Source organism: Streptococcus infantis, assembly GCF_047460825.1.
Taxonomy (GTDB): domain Bacteria; phylum Bacillota; class Bacilli; order Lactobacillales; family Streptococcaceae; genus Streptococcus; species Streptococcus infantis_V.
In genome coordinates, this window is record NZ_JASHFO010000002.1 from 84,804 (window position 1) to 107,923 (window position 23,120).

Consider the following 23,120-nt stretch of genomic DNA (forward strand, 5'->3'; position numbering starts at 1 on the left):
CTTTAGTCGCAGAAATAAACACTAAAACATGGTGGCAGTTCTTCCTGCCACCTTTTTATGAAAGGATGAATTATGCAAATTAAAGAACTATCAGTAGACATAGAAACTTATTGTGATGTAGACCTACGGAAAACTGGAGTTTATCGCTATGCGGAAGATGAATCTTTTGAAATCCTTCTACTAGCAGTATCTATCAATAATGCTCCTGTAATTGTTTATGACCTAACTAAGGATGAACTTCCAAATCTCATCCTACAAGCCTTGCTTGATGATACAGTCATTAAATGGGCTTTCAACGCAACATTTGAGCGCATTTGCCTGTCTAATTGGATTAAGAAACAATACCCTACCTTACTTAACGAGAACTTTTTATCCCCAAACTCTTGGCGATGTAGCATGATTTGGTCTGCTTATTTGGGATTGCCCTTGTCACTTGAAGGTGTAGGTACGATTCTTAAACTTAGTGAACAAAAACTAAAAGTTGGGAGTGAATTAATTCGCTACTTCTGCCTTCCTTGTAAACCCACAAAAATAAATGGTGGTCGAACACGTAATTATGAAAATCACGCGCCAGAGAAATGGAAAAATTTCATCGAGTATAATAAACGAGATGTAGAAGTTGAACTAGCAATCAAAAAGAGGTTGCAAAACTTCCCAGTTCCTGACTTTGTATGGGATGAATACCACCTTGATCAGAATATCAATGACTGCGGTATTGGAGTTGATGTTGACTTTGTCCAGTCAGCTATCAAAATTGATTCAGAGAGTAAAGCAAAAATCCAAGAAGAATTAAAAGCTTTAACAGGTCTTGAAAATCCCAACTCCGTTCTACAGATGATTGGTTGGTTACGTGAGCACAATATTGAAACAGATTCACTCGATAAAAAGACCGTAAATAACCTTTTACAAAAAGTTGATGAAAAAACTGCAAGGATTCTAAAATTACGTCAGCAATCAGCAAAATCAAGTGTATCCAAATATCAGGCAATGATGAATTGTGTTTGTAAAGATGGACGTGTAAGAGGAATGTTCCAATTCTATGGAGCAAATCGGACTGGGAGATGGGCTGGACGATTAGTACAACTTCAAAACCTACCACAAAACCACTTAACAGACATAAATGAAGCCAGAATACTCTTTAAGACTGGAGATAGTGATACTGTTGAATTTCTCTACGATGTTCAAGACACACTTTCACAGCTTATTCGAACATCTTTTATTCCTAGTAAAGATAAAAAATTTATTGTTTGTGACTTTTCTGCTATTGAAGCTCGTGTCCTCTCCCATCTAGCAGGTGAAACGTGGAGAACTAAAGTTTTTAATAAAGGAGAGGATATTTACTGCGCCAGTGCCAGTAAAATGTTCCATGTCCCAGTAGAGAAACATGGAGTTAATGCACACTTACGTCAAAAGGGAAAAATTGCAGAGCTGGCTCTAGGATACGGTGGTTCTGTGGGCGCTCTTAAAGCAATGGGAGCTATTGAAATGGGATTAGCTGAAGAAGAACTAAAACCTCTTGTTGATTCTTGGCGATCAGCCAATCCTAACATCGTTCTGCTGTGGGGGGATATCGATAATGCAGTAAAGACTGCTATCAAGGAACAAACCGAAACGGAAAGTCATGGAATTCTATTCAGTGTTGAAAAAAGAATGTTATTTATTACTCTCCCATCTGGACGTAGATTAGCTTATGTGAAACCGAGAATTGGAGAGAATCAATTCGGAGGTGAATCAGTAACTTATGAAGGAACCGGTTCTGCAAAACGATGGGAAAGATTGGAAAGTTATGGTCCAAAGTTTGTAGAAAACATCGTCCAAGGAATTAGTCGAGATATACTAGCCCATTCGATAAAACAACTAAAAGACAAGAAAATCGTTGGCCATATTCACGATGAGCTTATCATCGAGTGCTTGCCAAAGCAAAATCTAGATGAAATATCTAATCAAATGTCCATTTCTCCAATCTGGATGAGAGACATCAATCTACGAGCTGAAGGGTATGAATGTTACTTCTATCAAAAAGACTAAAGAAAAATCCGCATCCTTAATAGGATAGCGGACTTCTTTTATTATTGGTTTAATTCTCTGTAGACTTCTTTGGCCATTACTTGAGCTTTCTTAATAGCCTCATAACCTTGAGTCTTTTTCATTCCAAGTGTAGAAATAATATCTTGTTTTGCGATATCCATATTCTCATAAATAAGTCTTAGGATTTGACCATATTTCTTATTTCGACGTTCTACTTCTTCTATCAGTTCACGAATTGTTTCTAACATCATAATAATCTCTTCGTGAGAGTCTACTCCAGTAGGATCGAAACCTACTTCTTCGTTATTAGACATTTTATCCAACATCTCATCTAAAGATAAGTCATTACCTTTCGTAAAACGATTAAGATACTCGTTAACATCCATATTGAAGATTTTAATGACGTTGTCAAAGTCCTCAATAAAGACTGGTACAAAACCTACAAGTACAGCTTTGCCATAAAATTTAAATGTTTTTAAGTTTTTAGCGTTGATATCTTTACTCTGTCTCATCTCTTTATCTCTAATAACAAAAGGCGCGAGAACTTGATTAGGTTCACAAGGTACATCGTTATAGGCCTTTTCATTTTCATATCTTGAAGGGTTATACTTTGATTGACTATGGTTGACTGGATTTGTCATTTTTTGACCTCTCATTCTTTGACCAGCAAAGAATGAAGGTATGACAACCAACTTTTATTAAATTTGACCTCATAAGCAACATCCTTTGCTTTGGGTCAGCTAACTTCACAAACTGAACTGTTGTTCCCAACCTCCACCTTTGAAGTTAGTGGCCGTGTCAAGGGCAAGGTTTTAGTTGGGTTTTGACTAATGAAAGTGGTTACATGGATATTTCACACTTTATTAAAGTTTCGTGATATAATAAAAGAAAACTAGAAATTCCGAGTAACTTACTTACACTACCATTGTAATTTAATGAGGTCAAAAAGTATTTGCCCTCTTTTTGACCAGTTTTTGACCTATTTTTTCATAAAAAGGAGAATATTATTTGCAAGAATTTAATTTTTCCTCGTACATAAAACTTCTATTACCTGGGATGACTACTTTAAAGCAGGGTCCACTCGGTATAACACTACTTGAGCCATTATCTAATTTTAACGGTACTACAACATCTATAGATGACCGTAAAATTACTCGCCTTGTACAAAGAAAAATAGAAGTCGATAATGCTTTTATTCAAGCATCAAATGATGATGATCTCATCAAATCTACACTAGAGAATTTTGAAAAGAATATCTTTGTCGACCTCCGCATACATAACAAACAAGATATTTTTGAAAATATATTAAAATGTATCAATAATGATTCAGAAACTTCTCCAAAAAAGTATGATGAACTAGCAACATACTTGGAAAATGGACAAGAAGTTGAATTCTTGGCTTACTCTTTTCTATATGCTCTTAACAAGACTAATAAGATGACTGAATCTGCACCTAGAATTGATGATATTGAACTTTTACACCAGGTTCATAATAAATGTCCACTCTGCCAAAAACCATTAACACGTCAAAGAAAAGATACTACAATCCGTGCATATAAAATAGTAGATATATTCTCTTCTGATCTTGACAAAGATACTGCAGATAAGTTTAGGAATTCAATGACTCCACCAGCTAACTTAGATTCATTTGAAAATAAAATCGCACTATGTATCCAAGACGCTGAAGAATATGAAAACTATGCTGATATAGATGAATACAAAAAACTACTCTCTATAAAACAAGAAATCCAGAAGTTAGCAGAACTTCAAGACATTCTAAATAGTGGAAATATTGAAACAGAAATTACAGAAGTTTTAGATGCGCTAAATGACTATACTGGAGATTTAGACCCTACAACTCTGAACATGACTGCACTTAAACTGAAACAGAAAATCCTACCTGAACACAGTGTTTTAAAAGGAATTGTTCAATATCACGTACTTACTTATTTCTCATACATTCAAGATATATTTGCTGAAAACAGTAATTTCATAATAATTCAGTGTGATATAAAAAAAGTTTTTACTCAATTAAATACCAACAACCTTTCTCAACCAGAGATAGTAGAATATCTTGCCAACTGGCTATTAAAACAATCAAAGCTTAATAATGGACATTTAGACGCCTGTAAAATTATTGTGTCCTATTTTATACAGAATTGTGAGGTGTTCAATGAAATTACCGAATAAAGCAATTTCATATAAGAAAAGTGTATTACCACTCTTTCCTATTATCTTAGATACATTGCATAATAGTTACTACTCTCCAAGAGAACTCTATCAAAAACTCAATAAAAAAATAGACAATATCACACAATTTACTGATGCTGTGACTTGCCTATATGCACTTGGTAAAATCGATATGACTGAAAATGGGGTACTATACTATGTTGAAACAAATTAGTTGCGATAAGTTTTTAGAAAATGGACACATTAGAAAACCAATAGAATTTCATCCAGGATTAAATACAGTCATGGGGGGAGAAAATGCTGCTAACTCAATTGGTAAGTCTACATTTCTTCTTATCATCGATTTTATTTTCGGAGGAAGTGACTATGTAGAAAAAGCCTATGATATCATAGAGAATGTAGGTCATCACACAATCAAATATGAATTTGTATTTGATAATCAATCATACTACTTCTCTCGTTCAACTGATAATTCTACTAAATTCCATAAATGTGATGAGGACTATAATTTAATTGAACTTCTTGACAAGGATACCTACTGTAATTTTCTAAAACAAAAATATAAGATGAATGAACCATTCATTCAGTTTAGAGCATCAGTAAGCCCTTTTATCCGGGCTTGGGGTAGAGAAACTATCGATAATAAAAAGCCCTTAAAAGCTGCTAAGGACTCTCCAGATAAACAAGGCATAGATACATTATTACGAATGTTCAATAGATATAGTGAAATAGAGCAACAGAAGGAATACATTGAAGAGGCAGAAAAACGTAAAAAAGTATTTGTTAATGCTCAAAAATACAAGTTCATTGCTACAGTTCAGAATAAAACTGAGTATAAAGATAATGAAAAACGGATTCAAGAACTGGAACAAGAAATAAATCAGCTAACAAGAGAAAGCGATAATGGTTTGGTTGATTTAGATTCTATCCAAGCTCAACAGTTAGCGGATCTTAGACGACAGCTATCTGATGCAAAACGCCAGCGTACTAGCTTGTTGTCACAAAAACGAAGCTTTGAGGCAGAGCGTAATCCTCAGAAACAACAATTTCAAAAAGATTTTGAATCTCTACAACAGTTCTTTCCTGAGATAAATATCAAAAAGATTACTGAAATTGAAACTTTCCATCAGAAACTGACATCAGTTTTGAGCGCGGAATACAAAGAATCAGCTAAAACTATACAAAATCTTATTAATCTTACTACTGCTCAAATAAATCATTTAGAGGAGAAAATATCCCAGATTAGTAACATATCTAACGTTTCACAGTCAATATTGGAACAGTACGCTAATTTACAGCGAGAAATCACTCAACTTAGGGATTCTAATGAAAATTTCAAATTAAAAGAAAAATTGTTGGATGAAATTCGTTCTTTAAATAATGCCTATAATCAATTAATGAGGGCCATCCTAGATGATATCGAGAATAAACTCAATTCAAAAATGTCTAGCATAAACGATAAAATCTATAATGGTACTAAAACAAGTCCAAGAATATCATTGAAATCAGCAAATTCTTATGACTTTTATACACCTCAAGATAGAGGAACTGGATCTGAATACAAAGGACTTATTCTTTTTGACTTAGCGATGCTTCAAATTACTAGCCTTCCAATAAATGGTCATGACTCATTCTTCCTAAAACAAATTCAAGATGAAGGACTAGAGGGTATCTTGCAGTGTTATCTTGAACAAGAAAAGCAAGTATTCATTACTTTTGATAAAGAAAAATCATATTCAAAAGAATGTCAAGAAATTCTAAGACAAACTGAGGTACTTAGGCTATATCCTAATGGTGGAGAACTATTTGGTAGTTCTTGGAATAATAAAAAAGCAGAATAGATAAAAAGGTTGGCGACTCACTTCAGAGTTACCAACCTTTTATCTAAAATTTTGATAATAGTTCTTGATCCAATTTATCATCTAAATATTTTTGATAAATATTAGCTGCATTTAGCTTCGCAACCTTAACTGACGAAAGTCCTAGATTATTTAGCAATTGCATATCAACTTGAGCAAAATTTAAAATTGTATCATTTTCAGTGGGCATTAAAAAATAATTTACTGTCTCAAGATTATTTTTATCTGCGAATTCTCTATAAGCTAAAGCATATAAGAATTGTTTCGTGACATCACCAACACCTGGATTTCCAGCTACTGATTTTGCACTAAATCTCAGATTATAATATTTACCATCAAGAATAAGCAATCGTTTATTTACTACTGTGATAATATCAGGAATCAGAGTAGCAGTTTCAAAAACATCTTTATTATTTTGGGTCCACTGCGGCTTATCGATAATATTTTTGATTTTAGTATTTTTAGTATTTGTACCAGTTGGCTCTAAACCTAAACCACCAATAGTTACATCAAGTTTATCGTTCAATACATTGGCACAAGCTTTTTCCCAAATTCCTTGAAATGAATTAGTCCCAAATAAACTTGCATATTCGTCTCGTTCAGCTTCATATTTTTGTGATACATAGCTATATAAAGCTTTTAGAAGAAGTTGTTTACGAGTATTAAACTCTTGACTCAGTTCTGAATCTATCATATATAAAATAAAGTCAACGTCACCTAGATCAGTCAATTCCTCATCTGTAAAGTTAGTCAATGTCAAATCTAATAAATCAAGAAGACCATTTAATTCTAATGTTTCTGAAATACGGCTAAGCACAACCTCGTGAAGTTTCTTTATGAAATTATCGTCTTCAACAACACTTCGCCTATTGAAATAATCAATATAAACAGGTCTGTTATCTGAGAAAAAGGCAAAACTATCATTTACCGTTTTATCCCAAAGAATCTCTCCATTACCATTCATTTCAACTATACTATGCTGATTTGAATATAAACCATTTTGGAAATAGTCCTCTAGCAAGAATAAACTAACTGACAAATCTCCATAGGCTACTGATTCATCTATATCGTTCAGACTATAAAGTGCTTGTTCTCTAGTGCTTTTAGAGTATTTTTCAATAACTTTTATAATCTGCTTAAACTCAGCACTCTGCTTATCAGTAGGTTTCTCTTTTGGATTTACTTCAATATATTTAGGAAAAGAATACAAGATGTATGATTTTACAATAATTAAGCCAACAAATTTGAATTTATATAAAAATTCAGTAGAATTAGGGTCTATTTCTACCACATCAGCTATATCATCATCAATATCAGATAAATCTGCTTTAGAAAGTTCAAAACCCTTCGGAGTCCTTACTTTAGAAATAACATTCACTCGCTTTAAACGAGTTAAAACATCTGCAACCTCTTCTTTTTTGGCTATTTCATTTGGAAAGAGAAGACTAGCAAATTCCTCAAAGCTATAACCAAATTCTTCTCTACAATAGATAACTTTCATTATTCTTTACCATATTTAGATGGATCATAAGAATGTAACAACAAATTCTTTTCTTGGAAAATATCAAATAAGGATTCAATATTAGTCACAAGTTTCCCATCAGAGTCAAAATTTGAATCAAATTTAGAACAAATTTGAGAATATCTAGTTAAACCAGTAGCAAAGAGTTGACCTCTTCGTTGTTTTGCAGCATCATCGAATAAATACATGATGACTTTATTTTTAAATACTATGTTAAAAGTCTTGCCATCCATAATGTAACTATCTTTTGGAGCAATACTCTTCGGATTAACAAAGAAAGGACCCAACAATTTATCTTCATTAATTTTGAATTTATCAGTTGATAGCAATTCGTTGATTGACTTACGTAATTGATTCCAATTCAAATCATAGTCAGTTGAATAAGGAGAAACTTTTTCATCATTATCATCAATTCCAAAATATTCAAAATCCCAACGTCTCTTAAATGCAGTATCCATAGGAAAAACTCCTTGGTCAGCACTGTTCATAGAAGCCCAGATAAACAAATTATCAGGAAGTTTGATTTCAGTTAATGAACTAGGTTCAAGTATTACACCATTGTCTCTAAACTGTTTAATGATATATTTCTTCATATCTTCAGATAAATTAATAGCATACTCACTAATCCCATTACCCCTATCTAAGAGTTGGAATACCTCTCCGAATACCGCTGAAACATTAGCCCTATTTATTTCCTCTACAATTAATAAATAAGGATTTTCAGACTCTGAATTTAGCAATGCCTTAACTAAAATGCGCATGAAAGGTCCTGGAACATATTCGTATGTGATTTTTTCATCATCGATAGGTACAGGTTTATAAGTTCCAACGAATTGACTATAAGAATAATCTGGATGGAATGTTACACGTTCATATTCACCACCATTAGCTAGCAATTCTTTTCTTTGTTTCTCTAATTCATAACTTTTACCAGTACCTGGTGCACCAAAGAAAATTCTATTATAACTATATTTACCTTTTTCCCTACAATTTGAATTTATTTTGATGTCCAAATCAAAAATAGTCAACAAATTTTCATCTTGATTAACTACTTTATCATTAACATCTTCTTTAGTACTAGAATTGGTTAAATACCAAAAGTAATCTGTTGGAATATTAGATAATTGTGATAATTGTGATATTTGAAAATTTAATTTTAATTCAGAGCTCTCTGGAATAATTTTAAAGGCATCTAAAATTTTAATTTTATTATCATTGTTAAGCTGAGAAACGAAGATTTCTGGGTATAGAATATGAAAATATTTTTTTACCCAAATTCTTTCATTAAAAAAGTTAACTGCATGACCATCCATAAAATTCCATAGATCTTCATACTCATTAAGATTTGAAACTCCATTATTGGAATCTATATAATTACAAACGTTCTGTACAAAGCTAATAAAATCATCCTTATTCCAATTAGCAGGTATGGTATTACTCTGCTTAGCACTACCAAAAATATTATAGTCAGGATTATCACTCAGATTATATGCTAAAGAATCGTCTTCTTTCTTTCCAAATAGCTTAGAACTAGAAAAATTACTTAGTTTATCTACAGAAAACTTAGCCAAAAAATTTGTACGAGTATCACTTAGTTTAGAATTAAACTCAGCAAAATCATTGCTATAATCTTTCTGAACTATATATTGTAAATATTTAGCTACTGCTGAGAGGCTGTCAATCAGATAATGATCATCTGAAATTATAACTGGATTTTTACGATTTCTTATTAATGAGTTCAATCCGTCATATTCCGAATCTCCTTGCTGAATAATTTCAACTAAATTATCTCTATCAGAAATTTTTAAAATATCATCAGCATTAAATGCTTTGACATTATCGGTTACAAATTTCGAAAGTGATTTACCACCCCGTTGAGCTGATGCGAATCGAAAAGAATTCGCATTTCCATCAGCTTGGGAAATTCTATAGCTTTCAGACTGCCCATTTGGAGCTGTCAACCTAGTTATAACTGATGCACCTTTAGTGCTAGAATCACCACCAAAAAAATTTTCAAACGCATCTAAAGTCGTTTCAATTTGTTTCTTAGTATCATTATTAGTTAATTTTCGCAGATATACTTTCACAAAAATAGCCCCTTTTTAAATATTATTTTTGAGAATAAAATTTATCCAGTGTTTTATTACATTCTTTAGCGATAGCCTGAGCCAACAGTGGAGGCACAGCATTTCCCACGTGCTCACATCTTTTACTATGTGTTCCAAAGAATTTATAGTTGTTAGGGAATCCTGTAATCGCAGCTGCTTCACGGACTGTAATTGAACGATGTTCCTTTGGATGAACTGGAAAATTGCTATGGCCTGGAACCAATGTAGGACTTGGCTTATCTCCAGCCAATCGCATAGTACTACCTCTTGAATAAAACTTACTAATTTTAAGTTCTTCCGGTAATTTATCAATATGTTTAGCTATTGATTCTCCTTCAGGTATATACTTGAATCGTTCAACTGTTTTAGCGGCATGTGACATAGGAACATTATCAATATCTTCCTCGTTTGTATAGTCAATTGTTGCTAAAGCATCATTTACCGTTACTGGTTTATTTAATTTCAGATACTCTATAGGAAAATCTTTTTTCATCAAAGATTCGTCCATATGTGTTGGTTTTGGAAACTCAAACTCAAGATTCAAATCTTTTTTAGTAGCAACTATAATAACACGTTCACGTTTAGTAGCAGCACCATACCAAGCTGAATTTAATATTCGGTATTCAACATCATAACCTAATTCATTGTATCGCTCTACAATATCATCCATTACTGAGACAAGATATCCCTTGGCTTCAAGAGTTTTTAATGTCTGTTCTTTACTCTTTCGTAAAACATCTCCCTCATCAAGAACTTCTTGAGTTAACTCATCAGACTTACGGAGCTTAGCCTTTTTACCTTTATAGTTTTCTAGTTCTTTCCAAAGAACATCAACTCCTTCTTTAACAGAATCAGGAGTTGATTTACTTAAAACCTTTGCACTTAGAATACCTATAACATTTTCAATGATACTTATTTTAGGTCTAAACTCTTCAACAAGTTCTAACTGCTTGTGATAGAAATAATTACGTTCATCACTTGGAGATTTTTCACCTGCCAGACTAAAACCTTTACAAACTACACCACCAAATATTACATCTAGCTCGCCTTGTTCAAGATTTAACTTTTCACGCAGTTGGGCAGGGTTTATGTCGATAATGCTTGTATTATCCAACATGGTTCCTTCAAGCTCTAGGTTGGGGTTATTATATCTTAGAGTCTCTAAGCATTCGTCGACAAAATCATTCACATATACAGAAACAAAGTTCTCTCTCATAAAACCAATATGAGATCCACCAGCTCCTACAAAAGTTTCTAACAGCTTATAACCTGTATTTGCCTTTACCACACTATTACTCCATTCTGTAAATTTTTATAAAAATCCTCTACTATCATACCACATTTGCACTATAATAGCTATAACGAGCCCTGATTCTCAGTATCCTTCTCAATTTGGTAAATTCTCAAAGACTATATTATAAACTCAAGAAAAACAGATCTAATGATGCTGATTCTGCAATTATCAGTAAGCTTATTACTCTACACCATTACGGAAGTTTGGTAGCTCTTCATATTCTTTCATTTCAAATATAAATGCCTTATCTACTGAGACATGTATTCCCCTCAAATTTGTAACATTAATCTTCTTACTATTTTTCCACCTTTCCAAAAACTACCTCTTTATTATACCGACTTCAAATGATAATGAATTCTAAAAACTATAGCAACTCCAAAGCCAAAAGGGAGGGGACGTTTCTATTCCAATATACCCATTAGGTATCGAGAGAAACGTACCCCCTATGCGTATGTGGAAATAGATTTTATTTCCATCAACTATCATTTTAACACACCCAACTTTATTGCTTGCTTTTATACTTACCCTCTAAACAACAAAAAGCCTTGCACTCAAGGCTTTTGATTATCCCTTTCGTTACAAGGTTTCTAGGCTTTTACCAGCAAAGCTACACACTCCACGTGGTGCGTTTGCGGAAATAGGTCCACCGGCTGGACTTTCTTAAATTCGTAGCCCAACTCTTGATAGAGTTTGATATCACGCGCCATGGTGGCGACGTTACAGGAGATATAGGCGATGCGATCAGCTCCTGTTTGGGCGCTTGCTTTTATAAAGCTTTCAGTCAAGCCCTTACGTGGTGGGTCGACTAGGATGGCGGTTGGTTGGATGCCTTCCTTAAGCCAATTCTTCATGACGTTTTCTGCTGTATCACAAACATAATGAGCATTGGTGATACCGTTTAGACTAGCATTCTTCTGGCTATTCTCCACGGCTTCGGGGATGACCTCAACTCCATAGACTTCTTTGACATGCTTGGCAACTGATAAGCCAATGGTCCCAATTCCGGAGTAGGCGTCAATCACGATATCCTCTGCTCTCAAGTCCGCAAAGTCAATAGCTGTCTGATAGAGTTTCTCTGCCATTTCGGTATTGACCTGATAAAAGGCTGGTCCAGAAATTTGGAAGCTATTCCCCAACATTTGGTCGGTAATATAGTCTTGACCGTAAAGAGTACGCCATTCTTTCCCGAAAATCGCATTGGTATTCTGGTCATTGATATTCTGCATGATAGATACAATCTCTGGAAATTGCTTGATGAGTTGTTCAATCAACTGTTCCACACGGAAAATTTTAGGACGAGTTGTCACTAAGATAACCATAATCTGACCTGAATGATGTCCACGACGAACAACAAGGTTACGAATCAAGCCAGACTGCTCCTTCTCATCATAAGGCTTCAAGTCATATCGACGGAGTAAATCACGTAGGGCTAGAATAACCTGATCAATAACTGGATTCTGAATGTAAAAATCTTCCAAGGGCATAAGGTCGTGAGAATTCTTACGGAAAAAACCAGTCTCCAGAACACCGTTGACTCGACGAACTGGAACCTGAGCCTTGTTACGGTACTTGATCGGATGTTCCATACCAAGAGTATCAGTAACCTCAACATCCGTGATTCCAGCAATCTTGTATAGGCTGTCTTTTACTTGCTTGGTTTTAAACTTAAGTTGCTCAGGATAAGCTAAATGACCCAAGTCAGCAATTCCCGAACGCAAATAAGCCAAATCCAAATCTTTGTTACGATGAGGTGATTGAACGAGATACTCCTCAACCTTACCAAAACCAATCTTTTTATTAACTTTAAGGACACGCATAAGGATTTTCTCAGTCGGTAGAGCATTCTCTACAAAAAAGACCAAGCCATCTACCTTGGCCACTCCTGCACCTTCATGTGTCAAATCGACAATCTCTACTTCTACAATATCGTTTTTCTTTAACATATGTTTCACTTTCTATGAGCCGACAAAAAAAGACGGCAACAATTCTGTTACCATCTATTATACCATGAATTGACCTAAGCACCAAAACTCTTGAAGAAATCAAGGATTGCTTGCCAAATAGAGCTAAGGATGTTCCCACCGTCTTGAATAGCTTTATTGGCGTCAAAGTTAAGATCGATATTGCTGAAACTGTCACCAGCTTGCGCAACGATACTTTGTTTCAGATCTTTTAGCGTCTTAGTAAAGTCTTCGTTATTAAGAATATCGCTCTTTGAAAGATTAAAGGCAAAGTTGATGATGACATTGATCTGGTTTCCTGTTATAACCTGATCCAGCTTATAATTTTTCAACGTATCTTCAACGATCTTACGAACATCATCTTCAGTAAGCTCACCCTTAGACTCTTTAGCTTTAGCGATAGCAGATTTGATATCGGCAAGGGCTACATTGAGTTTATTGGCATCATAGCCTGATTTGTCCTTGTTTTCATCGTTAATGTCTGACAAGGCTTTTAGCTCTTCCTGAGCTAGGTCTTTATTTTCTTGAGGAAGTTGAACACCATTAGCTTCTAATGAATAGTAAATACCTGCTAGGGCACTTTCACCTGTTACAGGGATTGGAGCAGCTACGGTTATACGAGCATGTTCCACACCCAAGGTAACGGCCGCATTACGGTACATGTCTTGGGTCACTTTAGTGATATTTTCAGGGGTTTCAATCTTCACTTCAAGTGGAGATTTTTCACCTAATTTTTGAATTTTGGCAGACGAATAGAGCTGGAGACTAGAGTCATTGGCGACGTTCATAATCTTTGAGTAGACATCTGGCGTCATAGTCTTCAGTTCTTTGGTATCTGTAGAGGCATTATAGCCGAGTTTTTTTAATGTTTGATTTTTTTGATCTTCAGTAAGAGAAGAACCCAAGACGTACTCAGGTTGAACATAAGTTTCATCAATTACTTTTTGAACATCAGTGGCTGCTTGAGCGCTTTGCAAAGTTGCAACTGCTAAAAGAACTGCAGCACTAGTCAGAAAGAATTTCTTTCGCATGAGACGTTCCTCCTTTTCCTATCTAGGATAGTAAATTAGCCTTAAAGAAAGCTTATAAAAGCACCTAGAATTTTCTAAGTGCTTAAAATAGATTAAAAAATTTAATAATGTAGAGATTTAGTTGAACCTGTCTAGAGTAATAATAGTTTCCACCATCCACATAGAGTTCTCCACCTTGAAAGATGGAAATTGGATTGACGTAGCGGTAGGTTTTTCCAGTTGTATTTCCTAATGTCGGCGCAACGGTATCTCTTGAGTATTTCTTGGCTAGTGCAAGGGTATTTTCTTTCCCATTTTGGGCGATAAAATCAATATAAGCTGGACCAAAGTTATAGGCTTGTACAGCAGTCCAAACATCTACCCCCTTTTCTTGTGCTAAATAAAGATTTTCAGTCAATGTTTGAATTCCCTGACGAATACTGCTCCTATTGTCAGAAATTGTATTTGTAGTTCCGCTAGCAGACTCACTAGACTGCATCACGTCGCTTTCTTTACCTTTAGTTTCGGTATAAATCATGGCCAGGACTAGTTCTTCATTTGCTGGAGTATCTTGCTCACTTAAAACCTCTCGTACCAAGGATTGATAGGTCATGACCTGCTTCACATCCCGATACATATGAAAAAGTTTATAGCCAGTAAATAAGATAAGAACAAGCACCAAGACCCTTCTTATAAATTTAAACATTATTTGCTTTGTATATCCTCGATGTTTTTGATTAAGATAGAGTAGGTACCATTGTCATTTTGGATAAATTCGACCGACTCAGCATCTTGGTAAATATTATTGGGTACGATTAACTCAATCCCATTTGACAGAGAAAGCTTTTGGTTTTCAAATTTCTTTAATTGACGACTGGCATCAATTTCATCAAATTGAACTGGCTCTGGCACTGCTTCCTTGACTTGGTCAATAAAGCTAAGACGTGCAGTGAGATTGTTGTCAAAGAGGTCATTGGCCAATTTTTCAGGAGACAATTCATTGCTTTCTTCAAGGTTATTGAAAATAGCAGACTTGACCTTAGATTGAAATTGAAAATCATCTGTATTAAATGTTTCAGCAATTCTCTGAGCTGTTTTTTCCAGTTCCTTGATTGACTTCTTAGGTGAAATCTTAGGCTGAGCCTGAATCAGATTCTCAGAAAAATAGTTCAAAAAAGTTCCGTTATACTTGATTCGTTTCTCAATCAGGTGATATTTTCGGCTTTGAAGATTGACCACCAAGGCTTCGTCAGCCCCTGTACCAAAACCTGGAAGATTGTTTTGAGTCAGCTTGATTGGATTATCAACCTCTCCACCGAGGTGGGTCAAGGTTTCACGCAATGCAATTCGTAGGAAGGCAAAATGCTCTACTCCTTCTTTAGAAAATTGCACAAAAATCAAGTCATTGGTCTTAAGATTTTCGGAAATGCTGAATTCCTCTTTCCAGAGGTTAGCCAGCGTCACCGATGTCTCCAACAAATCGTCCGTAATGTGATTGAAGAAGGGATTTTCTTCTTCGAAAATCCCAGTCTTAGCTTCATCTGAATACACACGTTCGATTTTCTTGCGCAGGTATTCTTCGATTTTTGGAGTGATATTGAGAAATTTATCCGCTAGAAACAAGTCCGTGTCATCTGGGCTGAACTGATGGATAATGGCTTTCTTAATATAAATGTCCATAAAAATTTTAGTCCTCGTATAATGGGAAGGCATCTGTCAATTCTTTAACTGCGCTTCTCACTTCTTCTAAAACAGCTTCATTTTCTGCATTCTTAAGAGCTTTAATGATGAGCTCAGCCACTTTACGGCTCTCTGCTTCACCAAATCCACGTGCAGTTGTTGCTGCAGCTCCGATACGAATACCACTTGTCTTAAATGGTGACAAGGTTTCGTAAGGGATTGAGTTTTTATTTAGGGTAATATTGACTTCATCCAGCAAGTTTTGAGCAACTTTTCCGTTCTCTACAACCTTAGTTACATCAACTAAGAAAAGGTGGTTTTCAGTTCCGCCAGAAATGATACGGAAATCAGGGTCTTGCAAGAAGACATCTGCCATAGCCTTACTGTTCTTGATGACATTAGTAGCATACTCTTTAAAGGCAGGATCCAATACCTCTTTGAAAGACACAGCTTTAGCAGCGATAACGTGCTCCAAAGGTCCACCTTGGATACCTGGGAAGATAGCAGAGTTAATTTTCTTAGCTAGATCTTCGTCGTTGGTCAAAATCAAACCACCACGTGGTCCGCGAAGAGTTTTGTGGGTCGTTGTTGTTGTAATATGCGCATAAGGCACTGGACTTGGATGAAGACCAGCAGCAACCAAACCAGCAATATGTGCCATATCGGCCATGAGTTTAGCACCAACAGCATCAGCAATTTCACGGAATTTCGAAAAGTCAATAATTTGAGAATAGGCTGAAGCACCAGCTACGATGAGTTTAGGTTTTACTTCTTGGGCTTGTTTCAAGATAGCGTCAAAGTCCAAGAGCTCTGTTTCTGGATCTACGCTATAAGAAACAAAGTTGTAGGTTTGACCAGAGAAGCTGACAGGAGCTCCGTGAGTCAAGTGACCACCTGCTGCCAAATCCATTCCCATAACCGTATCGCCAGGCTCAATCAAGGCCATGTAAGCAGCACAGTTGGCTTGACTTCCTGAGTGGGGTTGGACATTGGCAAACTTGGCACCAAAAATTTCTTTTGCACGTTCAATAGCTAGAGTTTCGACGACATCTACCACATCAGTCCCACCGTAATAACGACGTCCTGGGTATCCTTCGGCGTATTTATTGGTCAAGATAGACCCTTGAGCTGCCATTACAGCCTTAGAAACGACGTTTTCAGAAGCAATCAACTCGATGTTGTTTTGTTGGCGTTCTTCTTCCTTAGCAATAGCATTCCAGAGATCTGCATCATATGCTTTAAAATCATCTTTGTCAAAAATCATAGGTCTTCTCCTTTATAGTGTGACAGGTCTTTAGTTTGTTTTTGCAACAAGAATATAAAATCCAAACTAAAAAATGCGAATAAACCGTTTCTGCACTTTATCGCAAGTATAACCAACTTTTTCGTAAAATGCATGGGCACCTAGACGATGGTCTGCAGAATTTAAGCGAATAAAGTTATAGCCTCGTTTTTTTGCTTCTTGTTCCAATCCTTGGAGCAAAGTTTTTCCGATACCCTGACCTTGTGTTTGAGGCAAAACAGCTAAAGCTAGGATATTAAAGCCTGGTTTTGAATAAAGGGATTCATAAACCTCGGCATGAACATAACCAAGTAAGTCATGGCTGGTCGAATCCTCGAAACCCAGTAGGTAGTGATGAGAGTCCTGAGATAACTTAGCTAGTTGACTAGCCGTTTCCTCTAAACTAAACGAATAACCTAAAGCTTCTTTGTTAATCTCACAAATAGCTGCAACATCTGTTGTTTTCAAATCACGTAGCATATTATACCTCCTCAAAAGGAATGGCTGGTATCTTGGCTAGGATATCTTCTTGAGTAATCGCTCCTTGACGTAGAATCTTCATCTTATCGCCAGATAAGTCTAAAATAGTCGAATCCTGACCTGTTAAAAATGCATCGTCTTCAAGTCCCAAGACCTCTTGGTCAAAATCATGAAGAATCTTGTGATAATCAACTCCACTTGATTGACCTGAGATATTGGCGGAAGGTCCGATTAAGGGGCCAAATTCACGAATCAACTCCAGAGTTACTGGATGACTCGGCATGCGAAATCCAACTGTCGTCAAGTCTGAATTGACCCAGTAAGGAACCTTGTCATTAGCTTCTAAGATAATGGTCAAAGGGCCCGGCAAAAAACTTTCAACCAGTTTATTGAGATAAGGTGGCTGATTCTTAGAAAAGTTCAAGATATCGTCTAAACTTGCGACATTGAGATTGAGCGCCTTGTCTCTAGGACGACGTTTGAGCTGGTAAACATGGTCAACTGCCTTCTCATCCAAAGCTTTCGCAAAAAGACCATAAACTGTCTCCGTTGGCAAAACTACAGCTCCACCCTTTTCAAATTCTTGCTTAATTTTCTCCATCATCAATGACAACCATCCTATCTTGGCCAAATTGGTCTTTGAGCGTTCGAACTCTCTTCTCGGGAAAATTCTCCTTGAAAAGAACTGGAACGCTTTGTCCTTGTTTGTAGCCAATTTCAAGATAAATCTTACCACCATCATTTAGATAATCCTTTGATTCTTCCGCAATTCTGCGATAGATCGCTAGACCATCCTCATCTGCAAAGAGGGCTACATGTGGCTCTGAATGGAGAACATTCAAACCTACTTCTGCCTCATCTACTCGAGATATGTAAGGTGGATTGGATACAATTATATCATATTTTGAAGAAATTTCGGAGAAACAGTCAGATTTAATAAAAGATAATGTTAGACCTTGATTATTAGCGTTTTCCATCGCCAAATCCAAAGCATCCTGAGAAATATCGGCAGCTGAGATTGTCCAATCAGGTCTATTTTTAGCTAAGGCAAGAGCAATAGCACCACTCCCAGTTCCAATATCCAGAACTTTGAGATTTTCCTTTGGATTCTCAGCCAAAATGAGTTCCACCAACTCTTCTGTCTCTGGTCGAGGAATCAAGACCCGCTCATCTACTTTTAACTGCATCTCAAAGAATTCAGCATGACCGATAATATACTGGGCGGGTATATGATTTGCCAGTTTCCTATAAATCTCCTCTATAAGCTGTAACTCTTCATCTGTTACCTCTTGCTGGAGAGCAAAGACAAAATCTGTAAATGACAGATTTTTTAGGCTACGATAGACAAAGGAGAGGCTTTCTGCTTCCTCTCCTTGTGCTATCAACTTTTCCTCAAAATCCTTAAAAATTTGAGCTAATTTCATTATTTGTTTAATTCTTCCAATTTTTGAGTTTGGTCGTAAAGAACCAAGGCGTCCACAACTTCATCTAGTTTACCAGACAAAATCGTATCTAGTTTTTGAAGAGTCAAGCCGATACGGTGGTCTGTCACACGGTTTTGTGGGAAGTTATAAGTACGAATACGCTCTGAACGGTCACCAGTACCGATAGTAGATTTACGTTCAGCATCCTGCTCATCTTGGGCAATCTGTGCAAAGTGGTCAGCAACACGCGCACGGATAATCTTCATAGCCTTCTCACGGTTTTTCTGCTGGGTACGTTCTTCCTGCATTTCAACCTTGATATTGGTTGGCAAGTGAACAATACGAACAGCAGTCGCAACCTTGTTGACGTTCTGTCCACCAGCACCAGAAGCGTGGTAGATATCGACACGAAGGTCTTTTGGATCAATATCGTATTCTACTTCTTCGACTTCAGGCATGACAAGGACAGTTGCTGTTGAGGTATGAACACGCCCTTGGCTTTCTGTCACAGGGACACGTTGCACACGGTGGGCACCAGACTCATACTTGAGTTTAGAGTAAACTGACTGACCAGAAACCATGGCAACCACTTCTTTAAAACCACCAACACCGTTCATTGAAGCTTCCATAACTTCAAAACGCCAGCCCTGGGCTTCAGCATATTTTTGGTACATGGTTAGCAAATCACCAGCAAAGAGGGCTGCTTCATCACCACCTGCAGCTCCACGGATTTCAAGGATGATATTTTTGTCATCGTTTGGATCTTTAGGAAGGAGCAAAATCTTTAGTTTTTCTTCATACTCTTCTTTTTCAGCCTTAGCGTCTTTCAATTCTTGCTTAGCCATTTCTTCCAAATCCGCATCTCCGCCTGATTCTTTAATCATCTCTTCGGCATCAATGATATTTTGAAGGACTTGTTTGTATTCGCGGTAGGCTGTTACGGTATCACGAGTAGAAGCTTCTTCTTTTGAAAGCTCCATGAAACGTTTGGTATCAGAAACCACATCCGGGTCACTCAGCAATTCTCCCAACTCTTCATAACGGTCTTCTACAGCTTGTAGTTGATCATAGATATTCATTCTTTCTCCTTATTTCTCAATTGTTAAATCATAGATTGCTACTACTTCGTTCTCAAATATTTCCCCAGTTTCTTTAAATCCATAACTGAGGTAACAAGATCTTGCATGTTCATTTTCTGGTTCATAAGACAACCAAAGTTTATTGGATAAACCTGCTGGCGCTGTCCGAACATAGTCTAGCACCTTATCCATAATTGGTTTAAAATATCCTTGATCTTGAAAATGCTTATCAATCATGAAACGAAAAAGTAAATAATTTCCATTACTAATTCCGATTTTTTTATCATATGCTAACATCACAAAACCTATGATTGCATCATTATCGTAAACTGCCAATGGAGCTACAAAATCTTCATTTTTTGTGTAGACATATGCTTCAGCTAAACTAATTGCGTTGGTAGCAATAAATTGTTTTTGATATTCCTTGACATCCAAATTCAGAACATCAAAATAATTTTCCATTGTAACATCTCTTAGTTCAATTGTCATAGTCTTGTTCCTTTTTGGATGTTATCAGTGGTGCAAAATAATGTCTACGGCATACCGAGATATAGGTTTCATTGCCACCTATCTGGATTTGTTCACCATCATAAACGGGCAATCCGTCCTGCGTACGCAAGACCATGGTCGCTTTTTTCTTGCAATACTGGCAAATGGTCTTGATTTCGTCAATCTTATCTGCTAAGAGCAAAAGATATTTTGAACCTTCGAATAGTTCATTACGAAAGTCATTTTTTAAACCAAATGCCATGACAGGTATATCTAACTCATCGACAACACGAGCTAGGTCGTAAACATGGTGACGCTTTAAAAACTGGGCTTCATCGACAAGTACACAATAGGGCTTTTCAGGTAAATCTCGGATGAACCCAAAGATATCCGTCGTTTCCTCAATAGCAACTGCTGGTCTTTTAATCCCAATTCGACTTGAAACATAGCCAACACCGTCACGCGTATCCAGAGCCGAAGTCATAATCACAACTCCCTTTCCTTGCTCCTCATAGTTATAGGCTACCTTGAGAATCTCAATCGTCTTGCCTGAGTTCATGGTCCCATAACGATAATACAACTGTGCCATGCTTCTATTTCACTTCCATTTCTAAAGTTTTGCTACATTCTAGTATACCATATTTTCTCAAAGCTTTAAATGGCAAATTGTGGTAAAATAGAAGAAATCAAATAACTAGTGGAGGACGCAATTATGCCATTTGTACGCATCGATTTATTTGAAGGACGCACGTTAGAGCAAAAGAAAGCCCTAGCCAAGGAAGTTACGGAAGCTGTTGTTCGCAACACTGGTGCACCTCAATCTGCTGTTCATGTCATTATCAACGATATGCCTGAAGGAACCTATTTCCCACAAGGCGAAATGCGCACTAAGTAAAGCTTAAGCAATCTGCTTAGGCTTTTCTTTATAAGTGCCATTCGTTGAATAAAACACTATATTTTGTTACAATTTTAAAAGATATTAGTCTATACAAACAAATAAACTATAAAGGAATTGAAATGATTACACGGGAATTTGATACCATTGCAGCAATCTCCACTCCACTAGGTGAAGGGGCTATTGGGATTGTTCGTTTAAGCGGAACAGATAGCTTTGCTATCGCCCAGAAAATCTTTAAAGGCAAGGACTTGAGTAAGGTTGCTAGCCACACTCTTAACTACGGTCACATTGTTGATCCTCAGTCAGGCAAGGTCATGGATGAGGTTATGGTTGGGGCTATGAAATCTCCAAAGACTTTCACTCGTGAAGACATTATCGAGATCAATACCCACGGTGGAATCGCCGTAACCAATGAGATTCTCCAACTGGCTATCCGTGAAGGTGCACGTATGGCAGAACCTGGAGAATTTACCAAGCGTGCCTTCTTGAACGGTCGTGTCGACTTGACTCAGGCTGAAGCTGTCATGGATATTATTCGCGCCAAGACAGACAAGGCTATGAATATTGCGGTCAAACAGTTAGATGGCTCCCTTTCTGAGCTCATTAACAATACTCGTCAGGAGATTCTCAATACACTTGCACAAGTTGAGGTTAATATCGACTATCCTGAGTATGACGATGTGGAAGAGGTTACTACTGCTGTTGTCCGTGAAAAAACTATGGAGTTTGAACAACTCTTAACCAATCTCTTAAAAACGGCACGTCGTGGGAAGATTCTCCGTGAAGGGATTTCAACGGCTATCATTGGTCGTCCAAACGTTGGGAAGTCTAGCCTTCTTAATAACCTCCTGCGCGAAGATAAGGCCATTGTAACGGATATTGCAGGAACTACCCGAGATGTCATCGAAGAATACGTCAACATCAATGGTGTACCACTTAAGTTGATTGATACTGCGGGTATCCGTGAAACAGATGACATCGTCGAACAAATCGGTGTCGAGCGCTCCAAAAAAGCTCTCAAGGAAGCTGATTTGGTACTGCTTGTCTTAAACGCCAGTGAACCTCTAACTGCCCAAGACCGACAACTTCTTGAAATCAGCCAAGATACCAACCGTATCATCCTACTGAACAAAACTGACCTACCTGAGGCTATTGAAACTCAGGAACTTCCTGAAGATGTCATCCGTATTTCAGTCCTCAAAAATCAAAACATTGATAAGATTGAAGAACGAATTAACAACCTCTTCTTTGAAAATGCTGGCTTGGTGGAACAAGATGCAACTTACTTGTCCAATGCTCGCCACATTTCTTTGATTGAGAAAGCAGTTGAAAGCTTACAAGCTGTTAACGAAGGTCTTGAGCTGGGGATGCCAGTTGATTTACTTCAAGTTGATTTGACCCGTACTTGGGAAATCCTCGGAGAAATCACTGGTGATGCTGCTCCAGATGAACTCATTACACAGTTGTTCAGCCAATTTTGTCTGGGTAAATAAGAAAAAACTAGTTCAAAAAATGCTAGTCACCTAAAAAGAGGTTGGGACAAAAAGATCCCGACCTCACTTTTTATTATCAATCATAATTTGACGCGGTAGCTGATTGAACTTTTTGTTCGTCTTTTGGACTCCAAAAAGCTCCTAATCATCCTCGCGGGGCTGGAACTACGAAATCAAGACTTTGTCTATCGATTTCTTATACGAAAACTCAAAAGAGCGCAAAAAGACTCCCCTTGTGATATAATGAAGGTGAAAAAATTGTATTAGGCTACTGGCTCGTCTCTAGTAGCCTTTTTTGTAGCACAAACTCCTGATAAGTGAGA

At 36.7% G+C, this 23,120-nt stretch carries 21 protein-coding genes; 6 read left to right on the forward strand and 15 right to left on the reverse strand.

The features are described 5' to 3' along the window. Positions 1 to 72 precede the first annotated feature (72 nt). Complete coding sequence (locus QM911_RS01420; protein ID WP_414312873.1) at positions 73 to 2,028, forward strand: DNA polymerase; 1,956 nt, start codon at positions 73 to 75, stop codon at positions 2,026 to 2,028. A 41-nt stretch (positions 2,029 to 2,069) separates the two neighbouring features. Here QM911_RS01420 and QM911_RS01425 read toward each other — a convergent pair whose 3' ends face one another. Beyond that, the gene (locus QM911_RS01425; protein WP_414312874.1) at positions 2,070 to 2,669 is read right to left on the reverse strand and encodes a hypothetical protein; all 600 of its coding nucleotides are present in this window, start codon (positions 2,667 to 2,669) and stop codon (positions 2,070 to 2,072) included. 367 nt (positions 2,670 to 3,036) lie between these two features. Here QM911_RS01425 and QM911_RS01430 point away from each other — a divergent pair, with 367 nt between their 5' ends. The 3 genes from QM911_RS01430 to QM911_RS01440 are packed head-to-tail and all read left to right on the forward strand — an operon-like array spanning position 3,037 to position 6,059. Next, entirely contained in the window at positions 3,037 to 4,218 is a 1,182-nt protein-coding gene (locus QM911_RS01430) for an ABC-three component system protein (protein ID WP_414312875.1), read from the forward strand. Then, a complete protein-coding gene (locus QM911_RS01435) occupies positions 4,202 to 4,432 on the forward strand; it encodes an ABC-three component system middle component 7 (protein ID WP_414312876.1) in 231 nt (76 codons plus the stop codon). Before QM911_RS01430 ends, QM911_RS01435 begins: the two co-directional genes overlap by 17 nt. After that, a complete protein-coding gene (locus QM911_RS01440; RefSeq protein ID WP_414312877.1) occupies positions 4,416 to 6,059 on the forward strand; it encodes a DUF2326 domain-containing protein in 1,644 nt (547 codons plus the stop codon). The genes QM911_RS01435 and QM911_RS01440 overlap by 17 nt, the downstream gene beginning before the upstream one ends. A gap of 43 nt (positions 6,060 to 6,102) precedes the next feature. On the opposite strand, the gene QM911_RS01445 is transcribed toward QM911_RS01440, so the two are convergent. The 14 genes from QM911_RS01445 to QM911_RS01510 form a co-directional block, all read right to left on the reverse strand. Next, positions 6,103 to 7,578, reverse strand: coding sequence for an LlaJI family restriction endonuclease (locus tag QM911_RS01445; protein WP_414312878.1), 1,476 nt, complete (start codon positions 7,576 to 7,578; stop codon positions 6,103 to 6,105). Then, complete coding sequence (locus QM911_RS01450; RefSeq protein WP_414312879.1) at positions 7,578 to 9,686, reverse strand: McrB family protein; 2,109 nt, start codon at positions 9,684 to 9,686, stop codon at positions 7,578 to 7,580. Before QM911_RS01450 ends, QM911_RS01445 begins: the two co-directional genes overlap by 1 nt. Before the next feature lie 22 nt (positions 9,687 to 9,708). Continuing rightward, positions 9,709 to 10,995: a DNA cytosine methyltransferase gene (locus tag QM911_RS01455; RefSeq protein WP_414312880.1), complete on the reverse strand. Its 1,287-nt coding sequence runs from the start codon at positions 10,993 to 10,995 to the stop codon at positions 9,709 to 9,711. A 593-nt stretch (positions 10,996 to 11,588) separates the two neighbouring features. Continuing rightward, positions 11,589 to 12,944 carry a 23S rRNA (uracil(1939)-C(5))-methyltransferase RlmD gene (gene rlmD / locus QM911_RS01460; protein ID WP_414312881.1) on the reverse strand — a complete coding sequence of 452 codons (1,356 nt, stop codon included), beginning with the start codon at positions 12,942 to 12,944 and terminating at the stop codon, positions 11,589 to 11,591. A 74-nt stretch (positions 12,945 to 13,018) separates the two neighbouring features. Further along, positions 13,019 to 13,993, reverse strand: coding sequence for a DUF1002 domain-containing protein (locus tag QM911_RS01465; RefSeq protein WP_414312882.1), 975 nt, complete (start codon positions 13,991 to 13,993; stop codon positions 13,019 to 13,021). An 82-nt stretch (positions 13,994 to 14,075) separates the two neighbouring features. Then, positions 14,076 to 14,678, reverse strand: coding sequence for a lysozyme family protein (locus QM911_RS01470; RefSeq protein ID WP_223141039.1), 603 nt, complete (start codon positions 14,676 to 14,678; stop codon positions 14,076 to 14,078). Continuing rightward, positions 14,678 to 15,652: a nucleoid-associated protein gene (locus tag QM911_RS01475; RefSeq protein WP_414312883.1), complete on the reverse strand. Its 975-nt coding sequence runs from the start codon at positions 15,650 to 15,652 to the stop codon at positions 14,678 to 14,680. Before QM911_RS01475 ends, QM911_RS01470 begins: the two co-directional genes overlap by 1 nt. A gap of 7 nt (positions 15,653 to 15,659) precedes the next feature. Further along, positions 15,660 to 16,916: a serine hydroxymethyltransferase gene (gene glyA / locus QM911_RS01480; protein ID WP_414312884.1), complete on the reverse strand. Its 1,257-nt coding sequence runs from the start codon at positions 16,914 to 16,916 to the stop codon at positions 15,660 to 15,662. Between the two features lie 66 nt (positions 16,917 to 16,982). Next, positions 16,983 to 17,414 (reverse strand): GNAT family N-acetyltransferase, encoded by a 432-nt coding sequence (locus QM911_RS01485; RefSeq protein ID WP_049527103.1) that lies wholly within the window; start codon positions 17,412 to 17,414, stop codon positions 16,983 to 16,985. 1 nt (position 17,415) lies between these two features. After that, positions 17,416 to 18,018: an L-threonylcarbamoyladenylate synthase gene (locus QM911_RS01490; RefSeq protein ID WP_414312885.1), complete on the reverse strand. Its 603-nt coding sequence runs from the start codon at positions 18,016 to 18,018 to the stop codon at positions 17,416 to 17,418. Beyond that, positions 18,002 to 18,838: a peptide chain release factor N(5)-glutamine methyltransferase gene (prmC, locus tag QM911_RS01495; RefSeq protein WP_414312886.1), complete on the reverse strand. Its 837-nt coding sequence runs from the start codon at positions 18,836 to 18,838 to the stop codon at positions 18,002 to 18,004. Before prmC ends, QM911_RS01490 begins: the two co-directional genes overlap by 17 nt. Beyond that, entirely contained in the window at positions 18,838 to 19,917 is a 1,080-nt protein-coding gene (gene prfA / locus QM911_RS01500) for a peptide chain release factor 1 (RefSeq protein ID WP_001028810.1), read from the reverse strand. The genes prmC and prfA overlap by 1 nt, the downstream gene beginning before the upstream one ends. Before the next feature lie 9 nt (positions 19,918 to 19,926). Then, a complete protein-coding gene (locus tag QM911_RS01505; RefSeq protein WP_414312887.1) occupies positions 19,927 to 20,406 on the reverse strand; it encodes a GNAT family N-acetyltransferase in 480 nt (159 codons plus the stop codon). Next, positions 20,396 to 20,995, reverse strand: coding sequence for a thymidine kinase (locus QM911_RS01510; RefSeq protein WP_414312888.1), 600 nt, complete (start codon positions 20,993 to 20,995; stop codon positions 20,396 to 20,398). Before QM911_RS01510 ends, QM911_RS01505 begins: the two co-directional genes overlap by 11 nt. Before the next feature lie 123 nt (positions 20,996 to 21,118). Here QM911_RS01510 and QM911_RS01515 point away from each other — a divergent pair, with 123 nt between their 5' ends. Beyond that, positions 21,119 to 21,301 carry a 4-oxalocrotonate tautomerase gene (locus QM911_RS01515; RefSeq protein ID WP_001117401.1) on the forward strand — a complete coding sequence of 61 codons (183 nt, stop codon included), beginning with the start codon at positions 21,119 to 21,121 and terminating at the stop codon, positions 21,299 to 21,301. 122 nt (positions 21,302 to 21,423) lie between these two features. After that, complete coding sequence (gene mnmE / locus QM911_RS01520; RefSeq protein ID WP_414312889.1) at positions 21,424 to 22,797, forward strand: tRNA uridine-5-carboxymethylaminomethyl(34) synthesis GTPase MnmE; 1,374 nt, start codon at positions 21,424 to 21,426, stop codon at positions 22,795 to 22,797. Positions 22,798 to 23,120 lie beyond the last annotated feature (323 nt).

Bases quoted from the DNA above. Each gene is read 5' to 3' on its own strand.
- QM911_RS01420 (WP_414312873.1), top strand. From the start codon at position 73: ATGCAAATTAAAGAACTATCAGTAGACATAGAAACTTATTGTGATGTA.
- QM911_RS01425 (WP_414312874.1), bottom strand. From the start codon at position 2,669: ATGACAAATCCAGTCAACCATAGTCAATCAAAGTATAACCCTTCAAGA.
- QM911_RS01435 (WP_414312876.1), top strand. From the start codon at position 4,202: ATGAAATTACCGAATAAAGCAATTTCATATAAGAAAAGTGTATTACCA.
- QM911_RS01440 (WP_414312877.1), top strand. From the start codon at position 4,416: ATGTTGAAACAAATTAGTTGCGATAAGTTTTTAGAAAATGGACACATT.
- QM911_RS01445 (WP_414312878.1), bottom strand. From the start codon at position 7,578: ATGAAAGTTATCTATTGTAGAGAAGAATTTGGTTATAGCTTTGAGGAA.
- rlmD (WP_414312881.1), bottom strand. From the start codon at position 12,944: ATGTTAAAGAAAAACGATATTGTAGAAGTAGAGATTGTCGATTTGACA.
- QM911_RS01465 (WP_414312882.1), bottom strand. From the start codon at position 13,993: ATGCGAAAGAAATTCTTTCTGACTAGTGCTGCAGTTCTTTTAGCAGTT.
- QM911_RS01470 (WP_223141039.1), bottom strand. From the start codon at position 14,678: ATGTTTAAATTTATAAGAAGGGTCTTGGTGCTTGTTCTTATCTTATTT.
- QM911_RS01475 (WP_414312883.1), bottom strand. From the start codon at position 15,652: ATGGACATTTATATTAAGAAAGCCATTATCCATCAGTTCAGCCCAGAT.
- glyA (WP_414312884.1), bottom strand. From the start codon at position 16,916: ATGATTTTTGACAAAGATGATTTTAAAGCATATGATGCAGATCTCTGG.
- QM911_RS01485 (WP_049527103.1), bottom strand. From the start codon at position 17,414: ATGCTACGTGATTTGAAAACAACAGATGTTGCAGCTATTTGTGAGATT.
- QM911_RS01490 (WP_414312885.1), bottom strand. From the start codon at position 18,018: ATGATGGAGAAAATTAAGCAAGAATTTGAAAAGGGTGGAGCTGTAGTT.
- prmC (WP_414312886.1), bottom strand. From the start codon at position 18,838: ATGAAATTAGCTCAAATTTTTAAGGATTTTGAGGAAAAGTTGATAGCA.
- prfA (WP_001028810.1), bottom strand. From the start codon at position 19,917: ATGAATATCTATGATCAACTACAAGCTGTAGAAGACCGTTATGAAGAG.
- QM911_RS01505 (WP_414312887.1), bottom strand. From the start codon at position 20,406: ATGACAATTGAACTAAGAGATGTTACAATGGAAAATTATTTTGATGTT.
- QM911_RS01510 (WP_414312888.1), bottom strand. From the start codon at position 20,995: ATGGCACAGTTGTATTATCGTTATGGGACCATGAACTCAGGCAAGACG.
- QM911_RS01515 (WP_001117401.1), top strand. From the start codon at position 21,119: ATGCCATTTGTACGCATCGATTTATTTGAAGGACGCACGTTAGAGCAA.
- mnmE (WP_414312889.1), top strand. From the start codon at position 21,424: ATGATTACACGGGAATTTGATACCATTGCAGCAATCTCCACTCCACTA.